Below are 26,676 nucleotides of genomic sequence, written 5' to 3' on the forward strand. Positions count from 1 at the left end.
GTGCGTAATAGCTCACTGGTCGAGTGACTCTGCGCCGAAAATGTAACGGGGCTAAACACACCACCGAAGCTATGGCTTGATGCAATGCATCAGGGGTAGGGGAGCGTTGTATGCAGGTTGAAGGTGTACCGGAAGGAGCGCTGGACAGCATACAAGTGAGAATGCCGGTATGAGTAACGAAAAGATCAGTGAGAATCTGATCCGCCGAAAGCCCAAGGTTTCCTGAGGAAGGCTCGTCCGCTCAGGGTAAGTCGGGACCTAAGGCGAGGCCGAAAGGCGTAGTCGAAGGACAACAGGTTGAAATTCCTGTACCACCGTAAACCGTTATGAACGATGGGGTGACGCAGGAGGGTAGTGACGCGGACTGATGGATGTCCGTCTAAGCAGTGAGGCTGGTGTGTAGGCAAATCCGCACACTCATAAGGCTGGGCTGTGATGGGGAGCGAAAATTACAGTAGCGAAGGTCATGATCTCACACTGCCAAGAAAAGCCTCTAGTCAGGTGAAGGTGCCCGTACCGCAAACCGACACAGGTAGGCGAGAAGAGAATTCTAAGGCGCGCGGAAGAACTCTCGTTAAGGAACTCGGCAAAATGACCCCGTAACTTCGGGAGAAGGGGTGCCCCGGTAGTGTGAATAGCACGAGGGGGCCGCAGTGAAAAGGCCCAAGCGACTGTTTAGCAAAAACACAGGTCTGTGCGAAGCCGTAAGGCGAAGTATACGGGCTGACGCCTGCCCGGTGCTGGAAGGTTAAGGGGAGCGGTTAGGAGCAATCCGAAGCTGTGAACCGAAGCCCCAGTAAACGGCGGCCGTAACTATAACGGTCCTAAGGTAGCGAAATTCCTTGTCAGGTAAATTCTGACCCGCACGAATGGCGTAACGACTTGGGCGCTGTCTCAACGAGAGATCCGGTGAAATTTTAATACCTGTGAAGATGCAGGTTACCCGCGACAAGACGGAAAGACCCCATGGAGCTTTACTGCAGCTTGATATTGGATTTGGGTACGATCTGTACAGGATAGGTGGGAGCCGTTGAAGCAGGAGCGCCAGCTTCTGTGGAGGCGCCGTTGGGATACCACCCTGATCGTATCTAGGTTCTAACTTGGTACCGTGATCCGGTACGAGGACAGTGTCAGGCGGGCAGTTTGACTGGGGCGGTCGCCTCCTAAAGAGTAACGGAGGCGCCCCAAGGTTCCCTCAGAATGGTTGGAAATCATTCGAAGAGTGCAAAGGCATAAGGGAGCTTGACTGCGAGACCTACAAGTCGAGCAGGGACGAAAGTCGGGCTTAGTGATCCGGTGGTACCGCATGGAAGGGCCATCGCTCAACGGATAAAAGCTACCCTGGGGATAACAGGCTTATCTCCCCCAAGAGTCCACATCGACGGGGAGGTTTGGCACCTCGATGTCGGCTCATCGCATCCTGGGGCTGAAGTAGGTCCCAAGGGTTGGGCTGTTCGCCCATTAAAGCGGTACGCGAGCTGGGTTCAGAACGTCGTGAGACAGTTCGGTCCCTATCTGTCGTGGGCGTAGGAAATTTGAGAGGAGCTGTCCTTAGTACGAGAGGACCGGGATGGACGTACCGCTGGTGCACCAGTTGTTCCGCCAGGAGCATGGCTGGGTAGCTACGTACGGAAGGGATAAGCGCTGAAAGCATCTAAGCGTGAAGCCCCCCTCAAGATGAGATTTCCCAGTATGTAAGACCCCTTGAAGACCACGAGGTAGATAGGTTGGAGGTGGAAGTGCAGCAATGCATGGAGCTGACCAATACTAATCGGTCGAGGGCTTATCCTACAAGATTAATCTAATAACGCACATTCGTTTCGTATCTAGTTTTCAGGGAGTCAATCTCTGTAACTGCATAAGGTTATGATGGAGAGATACCCAAGTGGCTATAAGGGGACCCTCTGCTAAGGGGTTAGACTGCGTAAGCGGTGCGAGGGTTCGAATCCCTCTCTCTCCGCCATTCATATACCTGAATGCAAATATTAGTATGGCGGTGTAGCTCAGCTGGCTAGAGCGTACGGTTCATACCCGTGAGGTCGGGGGTTCGATCCCCTCCGCCGCTACCATACATACCTGGAGGCTTAGCTCAGCTGGGAGAGCATCTGCCTTACAAGCAGAGGGTCGGGGGTTCGATCCCCTCAGCCTCCACCATGTAATTTTTCATATGCCGGTGTAGCTCAATTGGTAGAGCAACTGACTTGTAATCAGTAGGTTGGGGGTTCAAGTCCTCTCGCCGGCACCATTATAAATGCGGAACTGTGGTGTAGAGGCCTAACATGCCTGCCTGTCACGCAGGAGACCGCGGGTTCGAATCCCGTCAGTTCCGCCATTTATATTTTTCACCTTAAATTTCATGTATGGCTCGGTAGCTCAGTCGGTAGAGCAGAGGACTGAAAATCCTCGTGTCGGCGGTTCGATTCCGTCCCGAGCCACCTTTTGTTTTTGGAGGATTAGCGAAGTGGCCAAACGCAGCAGACTGTAAATCTGTTCTCGTACGAGTTCGGTGGTTCGAATCCATCATCCTCCACCAGTTATATGAGCCATTAGCTCAGTTGGTAGAGCACCTGACTTTTAATCAGGGTGTCGAAGGTTCGAGTCCTTCATGGCTCATCCGAAAGTCGTCAATTTTAATTGACGGCTTTTTTGTATTTTATTAGGAAATCCATCATGTAAGCATTGTCGTTGATCGGATAGGATGTGCTACAATGATAAAAAACGACAAAGTGGTGGGAGTCATCATGGCGGAGATCAAACAAATCGTTCAGCTCTTAAAACAAGCATTAAATATAAGTGTAACCTCGAGACTCATATCGGATGAAGAAGTAAGTAAGTCTGAAAAGGTAGATCGCAACGGTTCACCGTATTTCTACCATAAAGCTGAAGATCAAATATGGATACCGCTGGAGCATGAGCAGACCAATCAGGTGCTGGCATTTCATGCCGAAGATGTGACAGATTCAGAAATTGTCTTAATCCAGCTGTGGCTGCATTCCTTAAGAAGCAAAGAAAACAACATGAACCCTAAAACAGGGTCCAAGCAAGAGGACGAGAGGCAACTCCGACAATTAGGTCAATGGGTTGTACAGAGCTTAGAGGCAGATCAGTTGAATGCGGACCTTCCAGAGAACTTCGGTTTAGATGGTGTATTGACGAAAGACATGATCCCCTTTCTCATCATTAATGAGAGTGATCATGCCATAGACATTCAATATAAGGTTCTGTCTAGACTGCTTCGCAGCTATTTTAATGGCGAGGTTGCACTGATTCCGCTGCACGAGGCAGAGTGGCTGATTCTTGCGAAGCAGGAGCTTCTACAGAGCATTAAGGATGATATGGATGATCTGTTGGATGAGAAGGGCCAGGAGCGAGGACATGAAGATGCTCTGTACTCTTTTTGTGTGGGATTGCATGAGCTGATTTCTACCGAGTGGGTGGGTGATTTTTATGTCAGCAGTATTCCGGAAGCGGATGCCCTGCATGGCCTCCCTGATGCTGTGAACCTATTGAAGCAGACGATGCACTTGGGAAGAATTTTTCAGGTTAAGGAGCATATACATCTATCGGGCAGCCTGCACCTGGAACGATTGCTGTTTCACATTCCGCAGGAGCAGCGTGCGCTGTATCTTCAGCAGTATGCCGAAGGCTGTACAGAGTTGTTTCATGATCCGGAGACACTGTCTACCTTGGAGTCTTTTTTTGATCTGGACTGTAATGTTAGTGAAACAGCGAAGCATTTATATATCCACCGCAACACCCTCTTATATAGACTGGACAAGATAAAACAGGAAACCGGACTGGACGTTCGCAGCTTTAATGACGCAGTATTGGTGAAGCTTACACTCCTATTGTACAAATTAACGAAAAGAGCCTAAAATTTTTGTGCAGATTGTGCATAGCCAGCAACCACGCGGTCATGTAATATAAAGATATTCAATGTATCCGATTTCATTTCATAATATGAACAAGGGGGCAATCAGCATGGCAGGTGTACGCTTAGAGCACATTTACAAAAAATATGCAGGTTCCGATAAGGCAACGGTAATTGACGTTAACCTTGATATTAAGGATAAAGAATTTTTGGTTCTGGTAGGTCCGTCCGGTTGTGGTAAATCCACTACACTGCGTATGATCGCAGGACTTGAAGAAATCTCCGAGGGTAAACTGTACATCGGCGACCGCGTCGTTAACGACGTAGCACCGAAAGACCGTGACATCGCGATGGTATTCCAATCCTACGCTTTGTACCCGCACATGAATGTGTATCAGAACATGGCCTTTGGCTTGAAGCTCCGTAAAGTAAAGAAGGATGAAATTGACAAGCGTGTACGTGAAGCAGCGAAGATTCTCGACATCGAGCATTTGCTGGACCGTAAACCGAAGGCACTCTCCGGTGGTCAGCGTCAGCGTGTGGCCTTGGGTCGTGCGATCGTCCGTGATCCGCAAGTGTTCCTGATGGACGAACCACTTTCCAACTTGGACGCGAAGCTGCGCGGTCAGATGCGTGCTGAGATCACAAAGCTGGTTAAGCGTCTTGAAACCACTTGTATCTATGTAACGCATGACCAGATCGAAGCGATGACGATGGGTGACCGGATCGTCGTTATGAAGGACGGTATCATCCAGCAGGCGGCTTCCCCGGAAGAGCTGTACAACCAGCCTGTAAACATGTTCGTAGCAGGCTTTATCGGTTCCCCGACAATGAACTTTATTTCCGGTAAGCTTTCCGAGCAAAACGGCGGCGTATTCTTCACTTCCGAAGGCCTGAGCGTTCAGGTTCCTGGGGGTAAAGCACAGCTGCTGAAGAACAAATCCATGATCGGTAAGGAAGTAATCATGGGCGTTCGTCCGGAAGACATTCACGAAGAGCCAGTATTCCTGGAAGCTTCCCCGAACACTGTATTTAATGCCAAGGTTGACGTAACCGAGAACCTGGGTCACGAAATGCTCTTGTACCTGAGCGGACTGGGCAACGATACCGTAATCGGCCGTGTGGATGGACGTTCCACCACTCGTGAAGGCGACAATGTAAAGCTGGCAGTAGACATGAACAAAGTTCATCTCTTTGACAGAGAATCCGAATTGAACGTATTGCTGGCAGATTAAGATTCCAGCATATCTATAGAAACCGCCCTGCTGGGCGGTTTTTTTACTTTATAAAGACAGGCACGCTGGATTGCTTTGCTGCAGGTTCAGGTCCGAGCGATCCCGGCTGAGAACATTGCATTAGACACCTGATTCCTGTTAAGATGATCAAGAAGTATGACCTGGGAATCCATAGCAGGACGGGCTCGTGCGGTAGCAAGAGCAAGTACGCAAGCACGCAAGCACGACTGATTGCAAGAACACGAGCAGGAGCAAGGCATGTATAAGAGTAGGTCCGGGAGCAATATTACGTGCGGTAGCAAGAGCAGATACGCAAGCACGCCCGAGAGCAAGAATGAGAACCTAAGAGTTCACTTCATATAGCTACGAAAAGGGGTACGACCATGGCCAAGAAAGTGCGGGTATCCGAGCTGGTGCAGCAATTCCAGCTGGAGGTTATTTCTGGTGAAGCGGGGCTGAAACGGCCAATCACAACCGACGACTTGAATCGTCCGGGACTGGAGATGGCCGGATATTTCGAATACCATCCCATCGAACGGGTTCAGCTTCTGGGACGGACAGAGCTGGCATTCTATGCCATGCTGGAGCCGGAGGAGCGCAAAGACCGTATGTCACGTTTATGTACGGATGAAACACCTTGTATTATTGTGACACGTTCCCTGGAGGTTCCGGAGGAGCTGATCGAGGTCAGCAATGCCAAGGGCATGCCGGTGCTTCGCAGCAGCATGGCGACCACCACGTTAACGAGCCGGATTACCGGTTTCTTAGAACGCAAGCTGGCACCGACGACAACGATTCATGGTGTATTATGTGACGTCTATGGCGTTGGCATGTTGATTACAGGATCCAGCGGGATCGGTAAAAGTGAGACGGCGCTGGAGCTTGTCAAGCGCGGACATCGTTTAATTGCCGATGATGCGGTGGAAATCCGGCAGACCTCGGACTACCAGCTTCACGGTACTGCACCGGAGCTGATCCGGCATCTTCTGGAAATTCGGGGCGTTGGCATTATTAACGTCATGACCTTGTTCGGTGCGGGTGCGGTACGCAATAACAAGCGGATTACACTTGTGGTTCGACTGGAAGCCTGGCAGCAGGATAAGCAATATGATCGTCTGGGGCTGGATGAGGAAACGACACGAATTATTGATACCGACATTCCCCTCGTTACCATACCCGTCCGACCAGGCCGAAACCTGGCGGTCATTATCGAGGTTGCGGCTATGAATTATCGACTGAAGCAGATGGGTTTAAATGCGGCGCTGCAATTCACGAACAAATTAACGGCAACCATTGCCGAGGATATGGACGATATGGACTAGGGGGAATTGGGGATGTCTCTGCTCATCAATCCGATTGCATTTCAAATAGGCTCGCTGCCGGTGCATTGGTACGGAATCATTTTGGGTCTGGGCGCATTGGCAGGCTTACTGCTTGCGATCAGAGAAGGGAAGCGCTTCGGCATACCGCAGGAATTCTTCATGGACCTCCTGCTGCTCGGGGTACCGTCTGCAATTGTAGCGGCCCGAATTTATTATGTCGCCTTCAAATGGGAGGATTACAAAGATAATATTTGGGATGCCTTCAAAATTTGGGAGGGTGGTATTGCCATCTACGGCGCCCTGATCGGGGCTATTATTTGTGCTGTCATTTATGTTCGCAGACAGGGCTACTCCTTCTGGCGAATTGCCGATGTTTGTGCACCATCGCTGTTAATCGGGCAAGCTATTGGCCGTTGGGGTAACTTTGTGAACCAGGAAGCCTATGGCGGACCGGTGGAAGAGTCTTTTTTACGAAACACACTGCACTTGCCTGATTTTATTATCGATCAAATGAACGTAAAAGGCGTATTCCATCACCCTACGTTCCTTTATGAATCGCTGTGGAATTTCGTGGGCATCGCGCTGCTGCTGGTGCTTCGAAGACAAAAGTTTCTGCGTGCGGGCGAGCTGTTTATCAGCTATTTCATCTGGTATTCCATCGGACGCTTCTTTATTGAAGCGCTGCGTACTGACAGCTTGGCGTTTCAAGGCTCGGCGGGCCTGGCTTCCTTCCTGAACAGTCTGTGGAGCCCGATGACCTGGATGGGCTTTGAACAGGGCTATCTGGATCCTGTATACGGAAACGTTCGGATTTCCCAGCTGCTGGCTCTGCTGATTATTATCGCCGCAGTTGCACTGATTGTGATCCGCCGGACTACGGGAAAAGCGAGCGCAAGATATATGGACCCGATTGTAAGCACCAAAAATGCCGGAGCACCTACGCCGGAAGCGGATCTGAACCGTTCCCGCCGCAAGGAGGAGCTCTCAGAACAGCGATCCACGTCAACGCCGGAGACGCCGAAGCCCCAAGCGCGGCAGACGGATTCTGTAGTGGACTCGCCAGACGATAAAGAAAAGTAAAAGCTCGCACAAGGAGTAACGTAAATGATTGAAACTGTACTTTTTGATCTGGATGGCACGATTATAGATACCAATGACTTGATTATTGCTTCATTTATGCATGTATTTCAGCGCAATCCCGATGGACCGCTTACACGAGAACAGATCATTCCCCACATGGGGACTACACTGGAGTATCAGCTTCAGACCTTCTCTGGCCTAGAGGACGTCGAGGAGCTGGTTCCCTTATACCGCGCGTACAATAAACAGCATCATGATCAAATGGTCAAAACCTTTCCCTACGTCAATGAAGTGGTGGAATGGATTCAAGGACAAGGCCTTCGCATGGGCGTCGTAACGACGAAGATCCGGCCGTCGACGCTGATGACGCTGGACAAATTCAAGCTGGCTCCCTACATGGATGCCGTGGTGACGGTCAATGATGTAGAGCATCCGAAGCCCCATCCGGAGCCGGTGCAAAAGGCGATCGAGCTTCTGGGTGCTAACCCGGCAACGACCCTGATGGTGGGCGACAGTGCGGTGGATATGCAGTCGGCCAAGGCGGCAGGAGCACTTGCAGCAGGGGTCGCCTGGTCATTGAAGGGGCCGGAAATGCTGCGGTCATGTGGAGCCGATTATATTTTGCAGGATATGCGTGATCTGTATCGCCTGCTAGAGCCGGGGCAAGAATAGCTTAAATGAATTTGAAGCACCAAGAGCCAGCAGTTCAGATCCAGCAAAAGAAATGGAGCCGTTAAGAATGGGCAGGAACGTAACACGCTATCCCGTAGAAGGCTATAATGCACTTTGGCATATTTATCGAACCGTGAGCCCCTGGAAAGGGGTCAAAAACTTTATTTGTATTCAGTTGGCGCGCTACTGCCCGGTGCTTCCGCTCAAGAACTGGATTTACCGGCGCACGCTGGGAATGAGAGTAGGGAGTCATACGGCGTTTGGACTGATGGTGATGGTGGATGTATTCTTTCCCGAACGGATCACGATTGGCGAAAATTCAGTCATTGGATATAACAGCACCATCCTGGCTCATGAATACCTGATCAAGGAATATCGGCTGGGGGATGTGGTGATCGGGGACAATGTGCTGATCGGTGCCAATGTCACGATTCTGCCGGGCGTCACAATCGGAGATGGCGCTGTGGTAGCCGCGGGTGCTGTCGTGCATAAGGATGTAGCGCCGGGCGCTTTTGTCGGCGGAAATCCGCTTCGGGAGCTAAAGCCTTCTAAGCCAGAAGAAGAGAATGCATGAGTACGTTACCGCGATGAAGTTCCAATCTTTGTGGACTTGTAGTAAAATTAGTAAGGACGCAAAAGTAAATGTAAGCTAGTAGCTCCCACGAGATGCGCCGTGAGGGGCTTTTCTTTTTTTAGGAAGAAGGTTTAGGGTTGGAAGAGTAGGTATAAGAGTGAATGGTTTAATGATTCATGTGCTGCAAATTTAAAAGGGAGTGAAAAGCAATGGAAGCCACCATCAACTCAAGGGAGAGGCTGCCGCAGCTGGACATCTACCGCGCCATGGCTATTTTAGGTGTATTGCATGTCCATGCCACCTCGTTTGCCACCGTCGAAGCTGTAGACTCCCGATTCTACTTTATGATCAATTTTATCAATATCTTTTTTAAGTACGGGACGCCTTCTTTTATTTTTTTGAGCAGCTTTGTGCTGTTCTACAATTATTATGACCGGCCGCTGACCAAAGGACTGATTCTTAACTTCTACAAAAGACGGCTGCTGTTCATCCTGCTTCCGTATTTGCTCATTTCGATCGGATATTTTGGAATACGGCTCTATCAAAATGGAATGCTCTCCGGTCCGCTGGACGGATCAGCATTATGGGCTGATTTCTGGCATCGGCTGATTACCGGTAAAAATTATACGCATTTATACTTTGTTTTTATCAGCTTGCAGTTCTATATTCTGTTTCCGCTGTTCCTGCTGCTGTTCAAATCCTCCAAATTTCTGGTGCGCTGGGCGGTCCCGATCGGATTGCTGCTGCAGTGGGGATTCATTCTCTGGAATAAGTACGATTTGAAGTTTGTGGATAAAGGCAGCCTTGCGATCTCTTATATGGCCTATTATGTACTGGGAGCGTACCTGGCGATCCATTATGATACCTTTAAGGCCTGGCTGAGCTCCAGCTGGAAAGATCAGACCCCGCGGCAGAGAAAGGGTACCTTCATCCTGTGGGTCGGCTGGCTGGCAATGGGGCTGTCGCATGTTCTGATCTGGTATGAGGCGCGCCTGTACAGCAATTGGCATGATTCGTTGTGGTATGAGGGACTGTGGAACATGCATACGATGTTCTCGGCGCTGGTGCTGATGCAGCTCACCAATTGGCTGTTTAACAGCGACTGGAGCATGATGAAATCTATGCTGATCCGGATTGGAGAGCTTTCTTTTGCCATCTATTTAGTGCATCCGCTCTGGCTGGCTTTTTATCGGCTGTATGATTTCAATTTGAATCCGGTCACGGATGATTATCTGATCTGGGTGTATGGGGGAATGGTTACGGCACTGGTAATCAGCGCAATCGTGGTGCAGACCATCATGAAATACATGCCGGGGGCCTGGATGCTGCTAGGCAGTGTGCCCAAATCCCTCAAGAGCAAGATGCCCTCTCCTCCAAAAGGAAATCCCAAACGGGACGTTCGCGCTGGAGGAAGGAGCCGGTCGGTCGATTGGTAGCTGGTATAGCTGTCCGCGAGAAGCGCGGGCGGCTTTTTTGTGCTGGCGTGCCCAGCTAAGCACGCATTCTCTAGCCGGTGAAAATCCGGTCACAGGAGGGACCAAGCCCCTGTGTAGCTAGGATACCTGCTTATGGCGAAATCTGTAAGTAGAAGCGTATTGACGAAAGCACCCGTCAGAGATGGGGCGAGCAACGTACCAGGCCGTAACATAAAGTGAATTCTGCCGCGTCGTCAAAAAGGCCTCGCAAGAGGGAAGAGAGGATGCCGAGTCTCGCTGCATTGGACGAAGGCCACGGAAGCTGTTTAGAACTTGGATCAGCAGTGAAGAATCCTCCGGCGTATGGGGATCGGCATGGTATGAAAGAGGATGCAGTGAACTGGGGAGGCCCTCCCCTGCACGTTTTTTTTTTTTTGAAACCGTAAAGAGACGCTCTATAAGCCTAAAAGGTGAAGTGAACCGTCTGCAGGAAGGGAGTCCGAGGGGCTCATAGTACCGAAGAATGCAGGACAACACAACCTGTAGGAGGGAAGGAGCCCTGCTTTGTTCAAGTTTCATAAGGAGGTACGAGTCAGTGAATGCCAAACGGCTAACAACACCAAAGGAAAACGTTCAACAACTCCAAGAGAAATTAGGTCAATGCGGCCAAGGAAAGCAAGAAGCGAAGGTTTCACGCGTTGTACGACAAAATCTACCGGCTGGACATTCTTTGGGAAGCATGGCGAAGAGTACGAGCTAATAAGGGCTCGGCAGGAATAGACGGAGAGACACTGGCAGACATCGAGAAACAAGGAGAGGTGCTCTTTGTACACGAATGTCAACGTCTTCTTAAGGAAGGCAATTATCATCCACAACCTGTAAGGCGCCACTACATTCCAAAGAAAGATGGCAAAAAGCGACCGCTGGGCATTCCCACGGTGAGAGACCGCGTCATCCAGATGGCAGCGAAACTCGTCATGGAACCGATCTTCGAGGCGGATTTTCAGGAAACATCATTCGGATTCAGGCCAAAACGAAGTGCAAAGCAAGCGTTAGATCGCATTCGGAAAGCATGTAACCGCAAAGGAAATTGGGTGGTCGACGTCGACATCCAAGGCTACTTCGACAACATCAATCAGGAGAAACTCATTAAGCTGGTAGAAATGCGAATCAGCGATAGACGAATTCTGAAGCTGTTGAGGAAGTGGCTAAGTGCGGGTGTCATGGAGGAAGGCAATGTCAGACGCTCAGATTTGGGTACACCACAAGGTGGGGTCATTTCACCACTGCTGGCGAATATCTACCTGAATTACTTTGATCTCCTGTGGGAACGGCATGGCAGAAAAATGGGGGAACTCACACGTTACGCGGACGATCTGGTGGTCATCTGCAAAACAAAGAAGGATGCAGATCGGGCGTACGAACTCATTAGAGTTATTATGGACCGCCTAGAGCTAACGTTACATCCAACCAAGACACGCATCGTTGGACTATGGACAGGAGAAGAAGGCTTTGATTTTCTAGGCATGCACCATCGAAAGACGAAAGCGGAGACATCTCAAGGCAAAATATATTATACGACCCAGCAGTGGCTGTGCCGCAAGGCGGAGGAACGAATCAGAGAGGTCGTAAAAGAGCGACTGGCTCCTCCAAATATGCGTCACAAGACCTTTCAGGACCACCTGGAATACTTAAACCCTAAAATACAGGGGTGGCGCAACTACTACTACACAGCTTACAGCCAAAAGAAGATGGCGAAACTGGACTGGTACATCCTCCAGCGACTAGCCAAATGGGTTGCCAAGAAACGTCAACGCACGCGATGGATGAGCTCATTACGCGAAGTGAAAGCACTGTCCTCACAATGTGGACTTAAAACGCTCTTGTGATCTGCATGCACATGAATGACGAACATCGGAAAGCCGTATGAGGGAAAACCTCACGTACGGTTTGATGAGGAGGGGCAGAGATGTCTGCCCTTTACTCTAGAGAAGGAATGATGATTTAACGTGAAAGCAGAGGGTCATACAGGTTATAATACAGAGTACGGGCTGTAGATGATACCGATACGCTTGAGGTCAGTAAGGTGAATTGACGGCGTAGGCAGGGATATGATACTATAGCCATTATTCTTTACTTTATTAGCAAGGTAGCACTTTACCATAATAAAGAGTCGGGTGTTATTTTTTAGAGGGTAATACCGGACTTGATCGTTTAAAAATAGAATTCGAGGTGACTACGCCATGTCTAAACCGAAAGGTTTTGAAAAACCCGCCGGTGTGCGGGACTATCTCCCCCATGCGGTATCCCGGCTGCGCCAGATTGAATCCCGGGTGCTGCAATGCATGGAGCGCTGGGGTTATCGGCAAATCATGACCCCGACGATTGAATTTTATGATACGGTGGGTGTGTCGAGTTCCACCTCTGACCAGAAGCTGTTCAAGCTGCTCAATAACCGGGGCACGACAATGGTGCTGCGTTCCGATATGACGGCCCCTATTGCCCGGGTTGTATCATCTCTATTAAAGGAAGAAGCTCTGCCGATTCGCTTGTCCTACCATGCCAATGTGTTTCGGGCGATTGAAGAGGAAGCGGGACGGGAGGCTGAATTTTACCAGACTGGCGTGGAGCTTGTGGGAGACGACTCTCCGGAGGCGGATGCCGAGGTGGTGGCGCTTGCGATTGAGAGCCTTCGGGCGGCAGGCGTGAAGACGTTCAAAATGGCTATGGGTCATATGGGCTTCCTCAACGGACTGCTGGAAGAGGTGCTGCCGGACCGTCCGGGCGATCAGGAGAGCCTGAAGCGTGATCTGCTGAACCGGGATTATGTCGGCTACCGCAGCACTATTCAAGCTCTGCAGCTGCCCCCGCAGGAGGCAGCGAAGCTTGAGGGCATTCTCCGTCTACGCGGCGGCCGGGAGGTATGCACGGAAGCGAGAGAGCTGAGCCTGAACCCGCTGGCCCGGGCCTCGATCGAGCATCTATGCAAGGTGTGGGAGGTGCTGGAGGCTTACAATGCTTCTAGTCATGTGCTGATTGACCTGACCATGATTGGTGACTTCTCTTACTATACGGGTATGACCTTTGAAGGCTATGCGGCCGAGATCGGTTCTCCTGTAGCCAGCGGCGGACGCTATAACAAGCTGCTGCAGCAATTCGGCAGAAGCGTGCCGGCCACGGGCTTTGCTTTGAAGACGAACCGGATTCTGGATGGTGTGGATGCAGAGGACAGCGAAGCCGTGAAGCCGGTGCTGATTCAGTACACGCTGCAGCATCGCAAGGAAGGCTTGGCCAAGGCCAGTGCCCTCCGGGAAAGCGGCCGGATCGTAATTACCTCCATGATGGGGGATGGCGAGCATGGAAGCTTGCAGGATGCACGGAATGATGTTCCTGGTGCCAGCCTGCTGCATCAAGGCTATGACGAAATTATTACCTTACAATAGATCTCAATCCTAGACAGGAGGTGCCTCACATGGCAGAAACCTTAAAAGTAGCTATGCCCAAGGGACGGATATACAAGAAAGCCTCAGCCCTGTTTCGCGAGGCCGGGCTGCCGATTCCCCTTGACGTGGATGAAACGCGCAAGCTTGTGATCCCGCTGCCGGAGGCGGGAATGGAATTTATATTGGCCAAGCCTGTCGATGTTCCGACGTATGTCGAGTACGGCGTGGCGGATATCGGTATTGTCGGCAAGGACGTGCTGATTGAGGAAGACAAGGATGTATATGAGCTTCTTGATCTCGGCATTGCCCGCTGCCGCATGTCGGTCATTGGCCTGCCAGACTGGACGCCGGGCATCCGGCAGCGCGTGGCGACGAAGTATCCCAACACAGCCTCCCGTTACTTCCGGGAGCAGGGACAGCAGGTAGAGGTCGTCAAGCTGAACGGATCGATTGAGCTTGCCCCTTTGATTGGCCTGGCCGATCGCATCGTCGATATGGTTGAAACCGGTCAGACGCTGCGGGAGAACGGGTTGGTTGAGATGACGAGCATGTTCGAAATTACAAGCCGGCTCGTTGCCAACCGGGTCAGCTACCGGATGAAGAATCGGGAAATTCAGGAGCTGTGCGACCGGCTTCAGAGCGTTATTTTTGCAAATACAGACAAATAGATCGGCAGCATAATTCAATAGGAAGCAGGCGGGGAGGAATCAGGAATGAGAATAGTGCCGGCAGAGGAGTTTGATTTAAAGCGGGAAAGTGACTACGGTACACCCGAGCAGAATGAGGCCGTCAAGGAGATTGTCCGGAACGTTCGCCGCGAAGGTGATGCCGCCCTGCTGCGGTATACGGAGCAGTTCGACAACACGAAGCTGACAGCAAGCGGCCTGCGGGTACAGCACAGCGAGCTGATGGCTGCGTATGACGAGGTGGAGGAGTCGTTCGTGACCGCAATCCGTTCGGCAGCAGAACGGATTCGCAGCTATCATCAGAAGCAGAAGCGCAGCTCGTGGATGGATGTGCAGCCGGATGGAAGCATCCTGGGCCAGATTATTCGGCCCCTGCAGCGAGTCGGTGTATATGTGCCCGGCGGGAAAGCAGCCTACCCCTCCTCGGTGCTGATGAACGTCATTCCGGCGCAGGTAGCCGGGGTGCCCGAAATTGTGATGGTCACCCCTCCGGCAACGGGAGGCACGGAAGGTATCAATCCGTACATCCTGGTGGCAGCAGCGGAGGCTGGTGTGACCGAGATCTACCGGGTGGGCGGCGCTCAGGCGATTGCCGCGCTGGCTTACGGAACCGCGTCGATTGCTCCTGTCGATAAAATTTGCGGGCCCGGCAACATTTATGTGGCGCTGGCGAAGCGCGAGGTGTACGGTGCTGTAAACATTGACAGCATTGCCGGCCCGAGTGAGATCGTCGTTCTGGCCGATGACAGTGCTGAGGCAGCGTATGCGGCAGCGGACCTGCTCTCCCAGGCTGAGCACGATGAAATGGCTTCGGCGGTGCTGGTGACGACGTCACCAGCCCTCGCAAAAGCCGTCAGCGCAGAAGTAGAACGCCAGCTGGAGCTGCTGCCGCGCCGCGATATTGCCCGGGCATCGGTTGACAGCTACGGGGCGGCTATTGTGGCTCGCTCCATGGACGAGGCCATCTCGATCGTGAACAAGCTGGCACCGGAGCATCTTGAAATTATGACAGAGGACCCGATGGGCATCCTGGGCCGGATTGAAAATGCAGGTGCCATCTTCCTCGGTCCGTACAGCTCAGAGCCGGTCGGAGATTATTTTGCCGGTCCCAATCATATCATTCCGACCAACGGGACGGCACGCTTCTCCTCGCCGGTCGATCTGGACGATTTCATTAAGAAATCCAGCATGATTTACTATAGTAAGGAAGCACTGCTCCGCGACGGCGAGACCATCATGGAGCTGGCACGCCGGGAAGGGCTGGAGGGTCATGCCCGAGCGATCGAAATCCGGCTGGAGCAGGAATCACAAACAGGGGGGAATTCAAAGTGAGCTTTGAAGCTAACGGGCGGACGTCAAGCGTCAGCCGCAAAACGAATGAGACCGATATTTCCTTGAAATTCAATGTGGATGGTACCGGGGTGTCACAGCTGGAGACCGATGTGCCGTTCTTGAATCATATGCTGGATCTGTTCACGAAGCACGGACACTTTGACCTCAGCGTGAATGCGAAGGGCGACATCGAGATTGATGATCACCATACTGTAGAGGATATCGGGATTTGTCTGGGTCAGGTGCTGCGGGAGGCGCTCGGTGATAAAAAGGGCATCAAGCGCTATGCCAGCGTCTTTGTTCCCATGGACGAGTCTCTCGCTCAGGTCGTCATTGATATTAGCAACCGGCCTCATTTCGAGTACCGTGCGGAATATCCGACTCAGCAGGTCGGCTCTTTTGATACGCAGATGGTGCATGAATTTTTGTGGAAGCTGGCTCTGGAGGCGCGCATTACCCTGCATGTCATCGTGCATTACGGACACAATACGCATCACATGATTGAAGCGGTGTTTAAAGCACTGGGACGCGCTCTGGATGAGGCAACGAGTATTGATCCCCGCGTTACGGGCGTGCCATCCACGAAGGGAGTGCTGTAATACATGGCCATTGCGGTAGTGGATTACGGCATGGGCAATCTCCATAGTGTCAGCAAAGCGGTAGAGCGGCTCGGCTATGAGCCGCTGATTACCGGAGTGCGGGAGGAAATCTTGTCGGCGGACGGCATTATTCTGCCAGGGGTCGGCGCATTTGGAGATGCGATGGAGCATTTGCGGGAAAGCGGGCTTGATCAGGTCATGCGTGAGGCTGCGGCCGGGACAGCGCCGCTGTTAGGGATTTGTCTCGGGATGCAGCTGCTGTTCAGTCAAAGTGAAGAGCATGGTGTGCATGAGGGCTTGAATATTTTGCCCGGCAAGGTCGTCCGGTTTACAGGTGGAGATTACAAGGTGCCGCATATGGGCTGGAACAGCCTGAGCTTCCTGCAGCCGGATGTGCCGCTGTTTGCGGGGCTTGAGGAGGGCCATGTGTACTTTGTCCACTCGTATCATGTTCTTCCTGAAGTGAACAGTGATCTTCTGGCCGTGACGGATTACGGGCAAACGGTGACCGCCATTGTCGGTCGGGGGCATGTATACGGCATGCAGTTTCACCCGGAGAAAAGCGGGGAGCTCGGCATGAGCCTCTTGCGAGGCTTTCTGGCGTTAACGGATGGAGCAAGCTAATTATTTCTACAGAAACGGGGAATCTGCAAATGTCATCATTCATTATTTATCCCGCGATTGATATCCGCGGCGGCAAGTGCGTCCGGCTCGTGCAAGGAGATTATAACCAGGAAACGGTTTACAACGACAGTCCGCTGTCTGTAGCCCGTTCATGGGAAGAGCAGGGAGGCAAATTCATTCATCTGGTGGACCTGGATGGAGCGAAAGCGGGGCATCCCGTCAATGATGAGATCATTGCTCAAATTGCAGCCCATGTTCAGGTTCCGGTTCAGGTTGGCGGCGGACTGCGCCGGATCGAGGATGTTGAGCGTCTGCTCTCTCTCGGTGTGAGCCGGGTTATTATCGGCACAGCCGCCATTGAGGACCGGGTATTCACGGAAACGGTACTGGGCCGCTATGGAGATAAGGTGGCGATCGGCATTGATGCCCGAAACGGATATGTCGCAACCCGCGGCTGGCTGGAAACGTCAGAGGTGCAGGCTGAGGTGCTGGCGAAGGAGCTTGCGGCGAAGGGCGCGGAAAACTTTATTTTTACCGATATTTCCCGGGACGGCATGATGCAGGGACCGAATGTGGAAGCCATTGTAGCTTTAGCCAAGGCCAGCGGCCGGACGGTTATCGCCTCAGGCGGTGTGACGCGGATGGAGGATCTGGAGGCTCTGGGCAAGCACCGCGAGGACGGTGTCGGCGGCGCCATTGTAGGCAAGGCGCTGTACACAGGAAATATTGATCTGGCAGAGGCTGTCCAGAAGATTCAGAAGTAAAATTAATCGGGGGAGATGTGAAGGATGCTGGCCAAGCGGATTATACCTTGTCTGGATGTGAAGGATGGACGGGTCGTTAAAGGGGTTAACTTTGTCAATCTGCGTGATGCCGGAGATCCGGTAGAGCTAGCTGCGCTGTATGACCGGGAAGGCGCCGATGAGCTGGTCTTTCTGGATATCTCCGCTTCCGTGGAAGGCCGGGCGACGATGGAGGAGGTTGTACGGCGGACGGCGGGAGAGATTGCGATTCCCTTTACCGTCGGCGGCGGCATTTCCTCGGTGGACGATATGAAGCGGATCCTGCGCGCCGGTGCGGACAAGATCGGCATGAACACGGCAGCTGTGAGGCAGCCAGAGCTTATATCCGCCGGTGCACGGCGCTTCGGCTCTCAGTGTGTCGTCGTAGCCGTGGACGCAAGGTTCAATCCGGAGTGGGATGAGTGGGAGGTGTACACGCACGGCGGACGTACCCCTTCCGGCATTAAGGCACTGGATTGGGTTAAACAGGCGGAGTCGCTGGGGGCCGGAGAAATTCTGCTGACCAGCATGGATGCCGACGGCACGAAGGATGGCTTCGACCTGAAGCTGACCTCGGCCGTGTGCAGTACGGTATCCATTCCGGTGATCGCCTCTGGCGGAGCCGGGAAGGAAGAGCATTTCTATGATGTGTTCACCGACGGCCGGGCAGATGCGGGGCTGGCGGCGACGATTTTTCACTATAAAGAAATCGGGATTCCTCAACTGAAACAACAATTGAAGCATAAAGGAGTGGAGATCCGATGAGCGTACATGATGACATGATGCAGGATTTGTCCTTGCAGCAGGTGTCGGAGCATATCCGCTGGGACGAGAATGGTCTGGTTCCGGCGATCGTGCAGGATGCAGAGACCAAGGAAGTATTAATGATGGCATACATGAACCGGGAATCCCTGCAGCTGACCCTGGAAAAAGGAGAAACCTGGTTCTGGAGCCGCTCCCGAAAGGAGCTGTGGAACAAGGGGGCAACCTCAGGCAATACGCAGACGGTGATCTCTCTGTCCTACGATTGTGATGGCGACACGCTGCTGGTGCTGGTAGATCCTAAAGGACCTGCTTGTCACACCGGCGAGAATACCTGCTTCTTCAACACGATTACCGTTCAGGGACAATCGACAGTGTCCGGCGAAGATGTGCAGTCCTCGGGCAGCCAAGACCGCTTTGCAGTGCTGGGTGAGCTGGAGCAGGTCATTGCACAGCGGGAAGCAGAGCGTCCGGAAGGGGCATATACGACCTATCTGTTCGATAAAGGCGTGGATAAGATTCTGAAAAAGATCGGGGAAGAAGCCTCCGAGACGATTATTGCGGCTAAAAATCGCGATAACGAGGAGCTGCGCCTGGAGGTCAGCGATCTGATTTACCATCTGATGGTGCTGCTGCAGGAGCGCAAGCTGCCATTGGATCATATTCTGGACGAGCTGGGCCGCCGTCATGAGCGTCCACGCCGCGACGGTTAAAGAGGGCACAAGGCTATGCATATTGACTATCACACTCACCATGCCCGGTGCGGACACGCTGTTGGAGCACTGGAAGAGTATGTATTGCGGGGCATTGAGATTGGGCTGGACCAGCTGGGCCTGTCCGATCACATGCCGCTTATTCATATTAAGCCGCATGAATATTACCCGGAGATGGCGATGCCGATGGAGGAGCTTCCACGCTATGTGGAGGAATGCCTGACCCTCAAGGAGCGCTATAAAGGCCAGATTGAGATCCGTGTCGGCCTGGAAGGGGACTATATCGAAGGCTATGAAGAGGACGTCCGGAAGGTGATTGAGGCGTATCCTTGGGATTATGTGATCGGCTCGGTCCATTTTCTCGGAAAATGGGATATTACCGATTACCGCCAGACCCATGGCTGGGAGGGGCGTGACCCGATCACGGTATACAGGCGCTATTACGATGCGGTCTGCAAGGCGGCATCGACAGGCTTGTATGACATTATGGGACATCTGGATGTCATCAAGCGCTTCGGCTTTACCCCTGGGCCGAAGCATCAGGATGAGGTTGTGGCGCTGGAGAATGAGGCGCTGGCCGCTGTCCGCCGGAGCGGCAAGGCGATGGAGCTGAACGCCTCCGGTCTGAGCAAGGACTGCCGGGAGATGTTTCCAAGCCGGCGTATGCTGGAGGAGGCCCTTCGGCTCGGCATTCCGCTGACGCTCGGCTCTGACGCGCATCAGCCCTTGAAGCTCGGTGAGCATCTGGATCAGGCGAGGGAGCTGTTAATCGAGCTCGGAGTGAAGCAGGTGGCTGTTTTTGAGGGACGGCAGCGGGACATGGCTGCGCTGTAATGGAAGCGGCCAGCCTTTTGAAGCTGTTCTAAATGTACCGCCAACCATACAGGCTGTTTCCTGAAGTCATAGTCCCGCGCTCTATGTTCTTATGAGGAGCGCGGACTGGCGGCTGATGGAGACGGCCTGCTTGCGCGACAGCGCTTTCCTGATGCGCTATAATAGAGTACAAGCAATCCCTATACTTTGGGTATTCCAGGAGGCATTCATGTATCAGAAACTTCGTCTGTTCGCCGGATCATCCAATCCGCGGCTGGCCGCGGATATCAGTCGGCAGCTGGGCGTCGAATTGGGCAAGATCAAGCTGTCCCGTTTCAAAAATGGAGAAATCTACGTCCATTATGAGGAAAGCATCCGTAATTGTGATGTGTTTCTGCTGCAGTCCTTCTCCCATCCGATTAATGAAATGTTCGTAGAGCTGCTGGTTATGATTGATGCGGCCAAGCGGGCCTCTGCACGCACGATAAATATTATTGTCCCCTACTACGGCTACGCTCGGCAGGAGAGAAAAGCTGCACCCCGCGAGCCCATATCCGCCAAAATGGTCGCCGATGTGCTGACGACAGCCGGAGCCAGCCGCGTCATTACCATTGATCTGCATGCCCCGGCTATTCAGGGCTTCTTCAATATTCCAGTCGATCATCTGACGGCCATGGATCTGATCACCAACTACCTGAGAAGCAAGCAGCTGGAGCAGCCGGTCATCGTCTCTCCTGATGCCGGCCGGGCTAAAATTGCCGAGAAGCTGGCAGGCCGGCTGGGTGCGGGCTTTGCGATGATGGTCAAGCAGCGCCCGGCCCACAATGAAGCGGTCATTACGCATGTGGTTGGAGACGTAGAAGGACGCACGCCGATCATCATCGAAGATATTATTGACACAGGTACTACCATTGTACAGGTCGTGGAGTCTCTCAAGAAGTTAGGCGCCAAGGATACGATCGTATGTGCGACGCATGGCGTATTCTCGGGGGAGGCATTGTCCCGCCTGGATCATGGCCATATCAAGGAGCTGGTAGTGACAGATTCCATCGCGCTTCGGGAGCCGCCGATGAAAGGCATGACCATCTTATCGGCAGCGCCGATCCTCGCTGAAGCCATCCATATTATTATGGAAGGCGGCAGCATTGCGACCTTATTTAAAGACGCCGGCGTCTGATGACCGGCGTCTTTTTCTCTGCAAGCGGCAGGAGATCATGGTATACTGTTGAGGATAGAGAGAAGCAAGTTAAAGGAGGTGTCTTGCTTCGATGCATGCAAACATTCCAGGTCATCAGGACCTGCAAAATATAATTCCTATCGATTACAACGCTAATTTTTTCTTTGAACGCGCCGTGAAGTCGCTGGACCGTTTCCAATATGGCAAGGCGCTGAAATATTTTCGCAAGGCTGTGGAATATGAACCGGATAATCCTGTGAATCATTGCAATATGGCGGGTATATTATCAGAGACCGGTGATTATGAGGGCTCGAACCGGGTATTGAAGCATATACTGGATCAGGTAGATTCCTCGATGACGGAATGCCATTTCTATATGGCGAACAACTACGCGAATCTGGAGCAGTTTGAAGAAGCCGAGCAGGCGCTGATTACGTATCTGGAGGAGGATTCCAGCGGCCAGTTTATGGACGAGGCCGAAGAGATGATGGAGCTGCTTCACTATGAGCTAAACCGGCCCACGAAGGTGAACAAGATCAAGAGCCGCGAGGGCATGGTGGAGCATGAGCAGGCACGGGCGCTGCTGGAGGAAGGGAAATTCGCTCAGGCTGCCAAGCTGTTGGAGACGATTGTAGAGGACTGTCCGGACTTTATGTCGGCCCGCAATAATCTGGCGCTTGCCTTCTATTACATGGGCCGCTTCGCGAAGGCGAAGGAGGTCATCGGTGATGTGCTGGACAAGGAGCCGGGCAATCTGCATGCGCTGTGCAATCTGGCGATTTTTTATCAGCATGAGAAGGATGAGGAAGGGCTTCACCGTCTGCTGGACATGCTGTCTGTTACGATTCCGTTTCATCAGGAGCATGTCTTCAAGCTCGCGACAACGATGGGCATTCTGGGGAGGCACGAAGCGGCCTACGGCCATTTTCGCCGTCTGACGAAGGATGAGGAATTTAGCAGTGATGCAAGCCTGTATCATTATACAGCCGTTGCAGCCTGCAACAGCGGCAGAATGGAAGATGCGGTCAGATACTGGCGTCAGTGCAAGAGGCTGGACCCGGCAAATGATGTCGCTGATTTCTACCTGGCTCAGCTGGACTCTTTGCAGGAAAGTGATTCCGGAAGCTTGAAGGTCAGCTATCACTATCATCTCCCCTTTGAAGAGCAGTTTAAGGTGTGGGAGCATGATGGAGCTGCCTTGACTGAGGAAGCGAAGAGCAATCCGTTAATCCGCTCCTCCTTCTTCTGGGCGCTTCGCCATGGCGAGCCTCACATCAAGCTGCAGGTTATACAGACGCTGGAGCTGATTGCCGATGAAGAGGTTCAGCATGCGCTGCACCTGTTTCTTCAGGAGCCAGGAGAGGATGTAGAGCTGAAAGCTGCGGCGGAGCTCGTGCTAACGCGCTTGGAGGGAGCTTCAGGCCGGGAGGCAGCGGGCGAGATGCCCAGCGACTCGTTAAACGAGGTCCTTCCGGAGTGGCATAAGGAATGGCAGCAGGTGCTGGATCTGGCGGTCTCTATGGGACAACGGCAGGACCCTTACCGCAAAAGAGAGATGGAAAGGCTCTGGTCACAATTCCTGAGCCGGATGTATCCCGACCTTCCGAAGATGCGTAACCTTTCCGGCTGGGCGGCAGCGCTGGAGTATACCGCCGGCAAGCTAGCGGGAGACTCGTATACGTACGAGAAGCTCGCGGAGCGCTATCAGATTTCATCCTCTACCGTGAGGCGTTACGCCCGGCAGCTGGCAATGACGGATGCCGATCGGGAAGAGGCTCGCAATAATTTTCGCCCGTTTACAGAAAAATCGTAGAACCGGGACAAGCTAACCAACAGGACCCAATAAAGGAGGCAATCTCTATGTACAAATCAATCGTAATCGGAACCGGCCCTGCCGGACTGACCGCAGCCATCTACCTGGCACGCGCGAATATGAAGCCACTGGTCATTGAAGGAATGCAGCCGGGGGGCCAGTTGACCACAACCACCGAAGTCGAGAACTTTCCGGGATTCCCTCAAGGCATCATGGGACCTGAGCTGATGGATAATATGCGCCAGCAGGCAGAGCGCTTCGGTGCGGAATTCAAGAGCGCCTGGGTAGAGTCTGTTGATTTCTCGCAGCGTCCATTCAAGATTAATGTCGAGGGCATGGGAGAATTGCAGGCTGAGTCGGTCATCATTTCTACCGGTGCCTCGGCCAAGTATCTGGGCATTCCCGGGGAGCAGGAGAATGTGGGCCGGGGTGTCAGCACATGTGCGACCTGCGACGGCTTCTTCTTCCGCGGCAAGAAGATTATCGTGGTGGGCGGAGGCGATTCCGCGATGGAGGAAGCGAGCTTCTTAACACGCTTCGCTTCCAGCGTCACATTGGTTCACCGCCGGGAAGAGCTGCGCGCTTCCAAGATCATGCAGGATCGCGCTCGCGAGAACGAGAAAATTCAGTGGGCACTTGACCGTACGCCGCTAGAGGTCGTAACGACGGAAACGGGCGTGAAGGGCTTGAAGGTTCGGAACAACGAGACTGGCGCCGAAGAGCTGATTGAAGCGGAAGGCGTATTCGTGGCAATTGGCCATACGCCGAACACAGGCTTCCTGGGAAGCCAGATCAATACAGATCCGACCGGATATATTCTGGTGAAGCCAGGCACAACGGAGACGAATATTCCAGGCGTGTTCGCCTGCGGTGACGTGCAGGATACCCGGTATCGCCAGGCGATTACCGCAGCCGGCTCTGGCTGTATGGCTGCCATGGATTGTGAGAAGTTCATTGAAGGTCATATGGTCCATGACTGGAGCGAAACGCTGAATCCGTAAATGGAGCTTTGAAGGTGAGAGGCCGGGCAACCGGCCTCTTTTTTGCGCGGCTCTATGATATGGATGATGATGGGCGAGAGCGGGATGTATGTTATAATGCGGATGAAATGAGGCGCGGGACAGGGTCCACGGCCGATAGAGGAGCTTACAGATGCTAAACGACTATTTAAAGAAAAATAAAATGACCTGGATTGTGCTTGCCCCCTTGCTGGGCGGCTGGTTATTTCAAGCCCTGATGACGCGGATACCTGCGTCGGGCGTGCTGATCTGGACCATTCATCTCGGATTCGTGGTGTTCTGGTTCTGGGCCGGGCGACAGTTCTCGCAGATGAAAAAGAGTACAGCGCTCAGCTTTGTCATGGGTAACTCGCTGTGGCTAATATGTCTGCTGCTGTTTCTGTGGCAGTTTATGCTGGCCGGCGACGAATCCCGAAGCCTTGTGCTTGCACTGATGGCCCAGCTGTATGTGCTGCTGATTGTAGGATTTGGAACCCAGCTGCAGCTGCTTCTGACGGGGAGTATCGATGCTGCGCAAATCATTATTATGTCTTACATACTCATGCTGCTGGTGTTTACGGCGGGCTTTGTGTATGAGCGGGTGCGCAAGCCCAAGCCCGAGAACCACACGCTGTAAGCAAGAAAGCTCACCAAGGTGGGCGGATTGCATATACTATCTCAGAACAGGACGGGTGCACACTTAAAAAGCGGACGCCATGCTGGCATCCGCTATCGGATGGACACGGCATATGGCCATGTCAGTATGACAATGCTTTATAACGTTTGCGGACCAGCCATGGCTATGCGCTGCGCTGTTAGCAGCGCTTCGACTTGGGCTTTGCGGTTCGCTTGCGCTGCAGTGAGGGGCGCGGCTTCGTCCTGGCTGGCTTGGAAGGCCCGCCTGCAGCTGCTCTTTTTTTGCGCTTCTTGAGGGTCTTCTTCGGCGTCCAGCCCTCGCTGGCCCAGCTGCAATGCTCGCTGCCGAAGGAGTGGCTGCCGCCAACACCGCTGGAGCCGTCGTATGCGCCCCACTGATCCGGCGGGTGGAGTCCATCCGGGTACAGGCCGGAATGGTGGCTCTGCGAGTGATGACCCGTAGAGGCATGACCGCTGGAATGATGGCCGTGCGAATAGTGGCCTGCAGAGGCGTGGCCGCTGGAATGATGGCCGTGCGAAGCATGCCCGAGCGAGCCGGGGAAGCCGGATTGATGCCCATGGTGCGCCTGACTGAGCGGCTCGCCGGGGAAGTAGCCGTCGTTAGCGCCCGGGGAAGCCTGACCGCCTGAGGACGGGGTTGCGGCGATTCCCTCTGAAGCATTGCCGGCTGCGGGAGACCACGGCCAAGCGGTGAAGGCTCTGACGCGTGCGGTTGTTCTTTTGGAATATGGAGAGACTGGCTTCGTTCTATTTGTACGCACTGTCCCTACTCCTTTCAAGATGGGAATGAAATCTAACTGCCACATTATATGTAATGAAGGTCAATATGGGACTGGTTTCATGCAAGGTAGGCTGCAAGATCAGCAGCTGCCTGCCTGGGGAAGGAAGGAGGCCTGGTATGGAGCTGCCGGTGTACCGAATCCTGATTGAGGACAACAAGCTGGCCTGGCTTAACAAACACATCTGGTCGGAGCAGTTCGTCAAAGCCCGCATCTCTTATAAAGGAAAAGAGGTACCCATCTCCCTCCGTTACCGCGGAGGGCACACCCGGGAATATCCCAAGCGCTCTTACGAAATTCGTACGGCGTCAGCCACCTATCATTTCAATGCTGAGCATGATGATCCATCATTGATTCGTAATGCCCTGTCGTTCAAGTTATTTGAGACGTTGAAGGTACCGAGTCCCCGAACCCGTCATTGCCTGCTTTATATTAATCAACAGCGGGCGGGCGTGTATTTGCAAATTGAGGCTGTGCTGCCGCGATTTTTTCGCAGGCGGAGGATTCCCGTGAAGAGCATCATTTACGCGGTGAACCGCCATGCCGACTTCTCCCACAAAGAAAGCCGCGGGCTGTCCTGGTTCGCAGGATACCGGCTGATCGCCGGGGACGAAGGGGAGCGGCGGCGGTTCGTTGCCTTTTTGCAGGGAATGCATGAAGGGAGCAGGGCGGAGAGGGCGCAGTTTCTTGAGCAGCATCTTCACGTGGAGCAGTATTTACGCTGGCTATGCGGGGCGGTGCTGACAGGGAATTATGACGGATTCAATCAAAACTATACGATCTACGAGCATGGAGAAACCCGGCGTTATCAGATGCTGCCTTGGGATTACGAGGGCACCTGGGGGCGCAACTGCTACGGAAAGAGAGTAGGGGCGGATTTGGTCCGGATTACGGGATATAACAAGCTGACCGAGCAGATTTTGAGCATCCCCTCCTACCGCAGGCTGTACCGGAGCCTGCTGCTTCACAGCATGGATACGGTGTTTACTCCGCATAAGCAGCTGGAGCAGGCGGGAGAGCGGTTTGATGCTATCGCAGGGGAGCTATACAAGGATAAGGAATACAAATGGAGCAGGCAGGAAATCCAGGCTGATCTCGGCGTCATCTACCGCTACATCCAGGATCGCAGAGGGTATATTTACAGCCGGCTTCATCAGCTGTGAACGTATTGGTATTCCCCCGGGACATATAGTAGCTAACAAAGAAAAATAACCAGCCAGGTATAACACCCTGAGCTGGTTATTTTGCCGTATATATGCTTTTGTCTTACAGATGTGGGCATCCTTAAAATATAATGATCTACTTGGGGGATGGCTCCCTTGCTGGGTT

General features: G+C 52.9%; 23 protein-coding genes, 8 tRNA genes and 1 rRNA gene (1 of these 32 running past the window's edge). 31 read left to right on the forward strand and 1 reads right to left on the reverse strand.

Annotated features, from left to right (window positions below; translation table 11 throughout):
• The 30 genes from E6C60_RS00675 to E6C60_RS00820 form a co-directional block, all read left to right on the forward strand.
• Nucleotides 1–1,791: ribosomal RNA gene (locus E6C60_RS00675) — 23S ribosomal RNA — on the forward strand; it begins 1,142 nt to the left of the window's first position.
• A gap of 80 nt (nucleotides 1,792–1,871) precedes the next feature.
• A tRNA-Ser gene (locus tag E6C60_RS00680) sits at nucleotides 1,872–1,963 on the forward strand.
• 29 nt (nucleotides 1,964–1,992) lie between these two features.
• A tRNA-Met gene (locus tag E6C60_RS00685) sits at nucleotides 1,993–2,069 on the forward strand.
• A gap of 9 nt (nucleotides 2,070–2,078) precedes the next feature.
• Nucleotides 2,079–2,154, forward strand: a tRNA-Val gene (locus E6C60_RS00690).
• 15 nt (nucleotides 2,155–2,169) lie between these two features.
• Nucleotides 2,170–2,245: transfer RNA gene (locus E6C60_RS00695), tRNA-Thr, on the forward strand.
• A 10-nt stretch (nucleotides 2,246–2,255) separates the two neighbouring features.
• Nucleotides 2,256–2,332, forward strand: a tRNA-Asp gene (locus E6C60_RS00700).
• Between the two features lie 30 nt (nucleotides 2,333–2,362).
• Nucleotides 2,363–2,435 (forward strand) — tRNA-Phe (locus E6C60_RS00705).
• Nucleotides 2,436–2,447: 12 nt separating this feature from the next.
• Nucleotides 2,448–2,533: transfer RNA gene (locus E6C60_RS00710), tRNA-Tyr, on the forward strand.
• Between the two features lie 7 nt (nucleotides 2,534–2,540).
• Nucleotides 2,541–2,613 (forward strand) — tRNA-Lys (locus E6C60_RS00715).
• Nucleotides 2,614–2,708: 95 nt separating this feature from the next.
• Nucleotides 2,709–3,875 (forward strand): PucR family transcriptional regulator, encoded by a 1,167-nt coding sequence (locus E6C60_RS00720; protein ID WP_233281087.1) that lies wholly within the window; start codon nucleotides 2,709–2,711, stop codon nucleotides 3,873–3,875.
• Nucleotides 3,876–3,981: 106 nt separating this feature from the next.
• Nucleotides 3,982–5,106, forward strand: coding sequence for an ABC transporter ATP-binding protein (locus tag E6C60_RS00725; protein WP_138224001.1), 1,125 nt, complete (start codon nucleotides 3,982–3,984; stop codon nucleotides 5,104–5,106).
• Between the two features lie 383 nt (nucleotides 5,107–5,489).
• On the forward strand, nucleotides 5,490–6,428 hold the full coding sequence (gene hprK, locus E6C60_RS00730; RefSeq protein WP_138224002.1) for an HPr(Ser) kinase/phosphatase: 939 nt from the start codon (nucleotides 5,490–5,492) through the stop codon (nucleotides 6,426–6,428).
• 12 nt (nucleotides 6,429–6,440) lie between these two features.
• The gene (gene lgt / locus E6C60_RS00735) at nucleotides 6,441–7,508 is read left to right on the forward strand and encodes a prolipoprotein diacylglyceryl transferase (RefSeq protein ID WP_138224003.1); all 1,068 of its coding nucleotides are present in this window, start codon (nucleotides 6,441–6,443) and stop codon (nucleotides 7,506–7,508) included.
• A gap of 24 nt (nucleotides 7,509–7,532) precedes the next feature.
• The gene (gene ppaX / locus E6C60_RS00740; protein ID WP_138224004.1) at nucleotides 7,533–8,180 is read left to right on the forward strand and encodes a pyrophosphatase PpaX; all 648 of its coding nucleotides are present in this window, start codon (nucleotides 7,533–7,535) and stop codon (nucleotides 8,178–8,180) included.
• A 67-nt stretch (nucleotides 8,181–8,247) separates the two neighbouring features.
• A complete protein-coding gene (locus E6C60_RS00745) occupies nucleotides 8,248–8,754 on the forward strand; it encodes an acyltransferase (RefSeq protein ID WP_138224005.1) in 507 nt (168 codons plus the stop codon).
• A gap of 209 nt (nucleotides 8,755–8,963) precedes the next feature.
• Nucleotides 8,964–10,190, forward strand: a complete 1,227-nt coding sequence (locus E6C60_RS00750; protein ID WP_138224006.1) for an acyltransferase — start codon at nucleotides 8,964–8,966, stop codon at nucleotides 10,188–10,190.
• Nucleotides 10,191–10,867: 677 nt separating this feature from the next.
• On the forward strand, nucleotides 10,868–12,058 hold the full coding sequence (gene ltrA / locus E6C60_RS00755; protein ID WP_233281088.1) for a group II intron reverse transcriptase/maturase: 1,191 nt from the start codon (nucleotides 10,868–10,870) through the stop codon (nucleotides 12,056–12,058).
• Between the two features lie 354 nt (nucleotides 12,059–12,412).
• Nucleotides 12,413–13,612 (forward strand): ATP phosphoribosyltransferase regulatory subunit, encoded by a 1,200-nt coding sequence (locus E6C60_RS00760; RefSeq protein ID WP_138224007.1) that lies wholly within the window; start codon nucleotides 12,413–12,415, stop codon nucleotides 13,610–13,612.
• Nucleotides 13,613–13,641: 29 nt separating this feature from the next.
• Complete coding sequence (gene hisG, locus E6C60_RS00765; protein WP_138224008.1) at nucleotides 13,642–14,280, forward strand: ATP phosphoribosyltransferase; 639 nt, start codon at nucleotides 13,642–13,644, stop codon at nucleotides 14,278–14,280.
• Nucleotides 14,281–14,325: 45 nt separating this feature from the next.
• Nucleotides 14,326–15,630, forward strand: coding sequence for a histidinol dehydrogenase (gene hisD, locus E6C60_RS00770; protein WP_138224009.1), 1,305 nt, complete (start codon nucleotides 14,326–14,328; stop codon nucleotides 15,628–15,630).
• On the forward strand, nucleotides 15,627–16,229 hold the full coding sequence (gene hisB, locus E6C60_RS00775) for an imidazoleglycerol-phosphate dehydratase HisB (RefSeq protein WP_138224010.1): 603 nt from the start codon (nucleotides 15,627–15,629) through the stop codon (nucleotides 16,227–16,229). Before hisD ends, hisB begins: the two co-directional genes overlap by 4 nt.
• Before the next feature lie 3 nt (nucleotides 16,230–16,232).
• Nucleotides 16,233–16,853, forward strand: coding sequence for an imidazole glycerol phosphate synthase subunit HisH (gene hisH, locus E6C60_RS00780; RefSeq protein ID WP_138224011.1), 621 nt, complete (start codon nucleotides 16,233–16,235; stop codon nucleotides 16,851–16,853).
• A gap of 29 nt (nucleotides 16,854–16,882) precedes the next feature.
• Nucleotides 16,883–17,617 (forward strand): 1-(5-phosphoribosyl)-5-[(5-phosphoribosylamino)methylideneamino]imidazole-4-carboxamide isomerase, encoded by a 735-nt coding sequence (gene hisA, locus E6C60_RS00785; protein ID WP_175415119.1) that lies wholly within the window; start codon nucleotides 16,883–16,885, stop codon nucleotides 17,615–17,617.
• Nucleotides 17,618–17,641: 24 nt separating this feature from the next.
• Nucleotides 17,642–18,400 (forward strand): imidazole glycerol phosphate synthase subunit HisF, encoded by a 759-nt coding sequence (hisF, locus tag E6C60_RS00790; protein ID WP_138224013.1) that lies wholly within the window; start codon nucleotides 17,642–17,644, stop codon nucleotides 18,398–18,400.
• Nucleotides 18,397–19,110: a bifunctional phosphoribosyl-AMP cyclohydrolase/phosphoribosyl-ATP diphosphatase HisIE gene (gene hisIE / locus E6C60_RS00795; RefSeq protein ID WP_138224014.1), complete on the forward strand. Its 714-nt coding sequence runs from the start codon at nucleotides 18,397–18,399 to the stop codon at nucleotides 19,108–19,110. Before hisF ends, hisIE begins: the two co-directional genes overlap by 4 nt.
• A 15-nt stretch (nucleotides 19,111–19,125) precedes the next feature.
• The gene (gene hisJ, locus E6C60_RS00800) at nucleotides 19,126–19,944 is read left to right on the forward strand and encodes a histidinol-phosphatase HisJ (protein ID WP_138224015.1); all 819 of its coding nucleotides are present in this window, start codon (nucleotides 19,126–19,128) and stop codon (nucleotides 19,942–19,944) included.
• A 208-nt stretch (nucleotides 19,945–20,152) separates the two neighbouring features.
• A complete protein-coding gene (locus tag E6C60_RS00805; protein WP_138224016.1) occupies nucleotides 20,153–21,100 on the forward strand; it encodes a ribose-phosphate diphosphokinase in 948 nt (315 codons plus the stop codon).
• 91 nt (nucleotides 21,101–21,191) lie between these two features.
• On the forward strand, nucleotides 21,192–22,913 hold the full coding sequence (locus tag E6C60_RS00810; protein WP_138224018.1) for a tetratricopeptide repeat protein: 1,722 nt from the start codon (nucleotides 21,192–21,194) through the stop codon (nucleotides 22,911–22,913).
• 47 nt (nucleotides 22,914–22,960) lie between these two features.
• Entirely contained in the window at nucleotides 22,961–23,914 is a 954-nt protein-coding gene (gene trxB / locus E6C60_RS00815) for a thioredoxin-disulfide reductase (RefSeq protein WP_138224020.1), read from the forward strand.
• A 151-nt stretch (nucleotides 23,915–24,065) separates the two neighbouring features.
• Nucleotides 24,066–24,548: a hypothetical protein gene (locus E6C60_RS00820; protein ID WP_138224021.1), complete on the forward strand. Its 483-nt coding sequence runs from the start codon at nucleotides 24,066–24,068 to the stop codon at nucleotides 24,546–24,548.
• A 178-nt stretch (nucleotides 24,549–24,726) separates the two neighbouring features.
• Here E6C60_RS00820 and E6C60_RS00825 read toward each other — a convergent pair whose 3' ends face one another.
• Nucleotides 24,727–25,329 carry a hypothetical protein gene (locus E6C60_RS00825; RefSeq protein WP_138224022.1) on the reverse strand — a complete coding sequence of 201 codons (603 nt, stop codon included), beginning with the start codon at nucleotides 25,327–25,329 and terminating at the stop codon, nucleotides 24,727–24,729.
• A gap of 137 nt (nucleotides 25,330–25,466) precedes the next feature.
• Between E6C60_RS00825 and E6C60_RS00830 the strand changes: the two genes are divergently transcribed.
• On the forward strand, nucleotides 25,467–26,510 hold the full coding sequence (locus tag E6C60_RS00830; protein ID WP_138224023.1) for a CotH kinase family protein: 1,044 nt from the start codon (nucleotides 25,467–25,469) through the stop codon (nucleotides 26,508–26,510).
• Nucleotides 26,511–26,676 lie beyond the last annotated feature (166 nt).

The organism is Paenibacillus algicola, from assembly GCF_005577435.1.
Classification (GTDB): Bacteria; Bacillota; Bacilli; order Paenibacillales; family Paenibacillaceae; genus Paenibacillus_AQ; species Paenibacillus_AQ algicola.

Excerpts from the sequence above, each read along its gene's own strand:
- hisA (WP_175415119.1), top strand. The coding sequence starts at position 16,883 with ATGTCATCATTCATTATTTATCCCGCGATTGATATCCGCGGCGGCAAG.
- E6C60_RS00745 (WP_138224005.1), top strand. The coding sequence starts at position 8,248 with ATGGGCAGGAACGTAACACGCTATCCCGTAGAAGGCTATAATGCACTT.
- hisG (WP_138224008.1), top strand. The coding sequence starts at position 13,642 with ATGGCAGAAACCTTAAAAGTAGCTATGCCCAAGGGACGGATATACAAG.
- lgt (WP_138224003.1), top strand. The coding sequence starts at position 6,441 with ATGTCTCTGCTCATCAATCCGATTGCATTTCAAATAGGCTCGCTGCCG.
- hisIE (WP_138224014.1), top strand. The coding sequence starts at position 18,397 with ATGAGCGTACATGATGACATGATGCAGGATTTGTCCTTGCAGCAGGTG.
- E6C60_RS00750 (WP_138224006.1), top strand. The coding sequence starts at position 8,964 with ATGGAAGCCACCATCAACTCAAGGGAGAGGCTGCCGCAGCTGGACATC.
- E6C60_RS00810 (WP_138224018.1), top strand. The coding sequence starts at position 21,192 with ATGCATGCAAACATTCCAGGTCATCAGGACCTGCAAAATATAATTCCT.
- E6C60_RS00805 (WP_138224016.1), top strand. The coding sequence starts at position 20,153 with ATGTATCAGAAACTTCGTCTGTTCGCCGGATCATCCAATCCGCGGCTG.
- hisH (WP_138224011.1), top strand. The coding sequence starts at position 16,233 with ATGGCCATTGCGGTAGTGGATTACGGCATGGGCAATCTCCATAGTGTC.
- hprK (WP_138224002.1), top strand. The coding sequence starts at position 5,490 with ATGGCCAAGAAAGTGCGGGTATCCGAGCTGGTGCAGCAATTCCAGCTG.
- hisD (WP_138224009.1), top strand. The coding sequence starts at position 14,326 with ATGAGAATAGTGCCGGCAGAGGAGTTTGATTTAAAGCGGGAAAGTGAC.
- E6C60_RS00725 (WP_138224001.1), top strand. The coding sequence starts at position 3,982 with ATGGCAGGTGTACGCTTAGAGCACATTTACAAAAAATATGCAGGTTCC.
- E6C60_RS00820 (WP_138224021.1), top strand. The coding sequence starts at position 24,066 with ATGCTAAACGACTATTTAAAGAAAAATAAAATGACCTGGATTGTGCTT.
- E6C60_RS00720 (WP_233281087.1), top strand. The coding sequence starts at position 2,709 with ATGATAAAAAACGACAAAGTGGTGGGAGTCATCATGGCGGAGATCAAA.
- E6C60_RS00830 (WP_138224023.1), top strand. The coding sequence starts at position 25,467 with ATGGAGCTGCCGGTGTACCGAATCCTGATTGAGGACAACAAGCTGGCC.
- E6C60_RS00760 (WP_138224007.1), top strand. The coding sequence starts at position 12,413 with ATGTCTAAACCGAAAGGTTTTGAAAAACCCGCCGGTGTGCGGGACTAT.
- ppaX (WP_138224004.1), top strand. The coding sequence starts at position 7,533 with ATGATTGAAACTGTACTTTTTGATCTGGATGGCACGATTATAGATACC.
- trxB (WP_138224020.1), top strand. The coding sequence starts at position 22,961 with ATGTACAAATCAATCGTAATCGGAACCGGCCCTGCCGGACTGACCGCA.
- hisF (WP_138224013.1), top strand. The coding sequence starts at position 17,642 with ATGCTGGCCAAGCGGATTATACCTTGTCTGGATGTGAAGGATGGACGG.
- hisJ (WP_138224015.1), top strand. The coding sequence starts at position 19,126 with ATGCATATTGACTATCACACTCACCATGCCCGGTGCGGACACGCTGTT.